At 53.9% G+C, this 1648-nt stretch carries 1 protein-coding gene and 1 pseudogene; one reads left to right on the top strand and one right to left on the bottom strand.

Going from position 1 to position 1648, the window contains the following annotated elements:
• Window positions 1-80: 80 nt before the first annotated feature.
• Window positions 81-278 (bottom strand): annotated as a pseudogene (locus ACFOMF_RS09135) (recombinase family protein); the annotation flags it as partial.
• 226 nt (window positions 279-504) lie between these two features.
• Between ACFOMF_RS09135 and ACFOMF_RS09130 the strand changes: the two are divergent.
• Window positions 505-1464, top strand: coding sequence for an integrase (locus tag ACFOMF_RS09130; RefSeq protein WP_386364025.1), 960 nt, complete (start codon window positions 505-507; stop codon window positions 1462-1464).
• The last annotated feature ends 184 nt before the right edge of the window (window positions 1465-1648 follow it).

Below are 1648 nucleotides of genomic sequence, written 5' to 3'. Positions count from 1 at the left end.
GGGCTCCACTGGGGAAAACAGGGAGCCCAGCATCCGGAAACGGATAGCTCAGTTGAAGGTGGGGTTTATGGAGCGCTTACGTCCAGTCGCCAAACAACTAGAGTGTCACCATTACGCAGAGCTTTAAGGCAATGCCCCAGCTCCGGCCTGTCCGCCGACTTGCCGCTCATAGTCTCCTCGTAAACTGTTGAGCATCCAGCCAGAGCAAGTGCATCTCGCTGCAAGTCGAGATTCTGATCATCAGTCGACACACGGGCGTACCCAATCCGCTTTCCCATACGTTTTTCTCACATTGATTTCTGTACGAGAAAAGTGACAGGAAAGCGGGAAATCCCAAGCCCAGAAGCTCGTCTGGAATAGGTGTGCCATAAACGACCGTTTACGGGACGGATGCGCTCGTCAATTTCAGACGCTGAAAGCGACCGAAAACGAACCCCAGAATATTTTTCCTCGCTCAACATTTCCTTCAGCAGCTCAGCACCTGAGCTGAATGGAGGAATGACCATGAAGCAGAGTTTCCACGGACATTTTGATCGGGGCTTGAGCAAGGCTGGCTCGGCGATCCTCAGAGAGGCAGTCCGGTGCGGTCGCCTCAGTCAGCACGAGGCAATGATCCACGACCAGCAGTGGACCCAGTTCAGTATTTACGCTATGGAATCTCATGAGGTGGATATCTTGGAGCTCGTCCAGAAAAAACTGGTGCGGCAATACGGCGAAGAACTCTGTACCCAGGTGTACCACGGGAATCTTTCTGTACAGACCGCGGTGGATCTTCTTGAGACCGTGAGTTCAGTTATGGCCCTCGCGATCAGTGGTGATTGGAAAGTCGTGATGCCTGATATTGGCTTTCCTGGCCATCCACGGATTACGGCCCCACACAGCCTTGATCAAGCGAAGTTCGAAGCCGCAGTGGAAGACGTTCAGGCCCGCCTATCAGAGCATCTGGCGGTGGTGTTGATGTTAGTGCGGCACCTCGGCATCTCGCTACGTGAAGCCGTTTTCCTCGACGCCCAAGCGGCTCTAGAGGCAGCCAAGGGGGAGGGATGTATTTCCCTGGAAAGCGGCAAAGAAGGGCCGTATACACAAAGGATAATTAATATCTCGATGCCAAAGCAGATCGCCGTCCTGGAGACGGCATCCGCCGTCCAAGATGTTCATCGCTATCCACAATCAAAGCAGACATGGCGGCTCTGGAAGCAGAACAGCTTACCTGCTGCCGAGGAGATTCTACTTTTTCATGGGCTGAGCTTCTGTGATTGCCGAGCAGCGCTTGCATGTGAGCTGTACAAGCAGTGGTCCGGTCATGAAGCCCCGATTCTTGGAGGGTGCGCTCCCAACGTCGAGGATCTAGAAGCGCGGGAACACGTCGCCTACGAGCTCGGGAATATGCGTGTCTGGGAAACTGATGCGTACGTCGGTGCCCGAGCCAACCTGAGGAAGGAAGCCGCCGGTACCGATCGCTAAGCCATCACACGGCAAATTTGGGATTAGATCAGACGCCCTTAACCTTGGCAGACCTCGAAACAAAGGAGTCAGGGTATGGATCGTTTTGAATTGCTTGTATATGCCGTGCTTGCCGTCATCAGTGCGCTGACGATCGCAGGTGTAATTGGCTATATGGTCGCAGCGTACTTGGACAAGAAGCACA

It is taken from the genome of Stutzerimonas tarimensis (assembly GCF_042648805.1).
Lineage (GTDB): Bacteria > Pseudomonadota > Gammaproteobacteria > Pseudomonadales > Pseudomonadaceae > Azomonas > Azomonas tarimensis.
This window is presented reverse-complemented; position numbering and strand designations above follow the sequence as displayed.

Coding starts and splice junctions, on each gene's coding strand:
- ACFOMF_RS09130 (WP_386364025.1), top strand. CDS start 505: ATGAAGCAGAGTTTCCACGGACATTTTGATCGGGGCTTGAGCAAGGCT.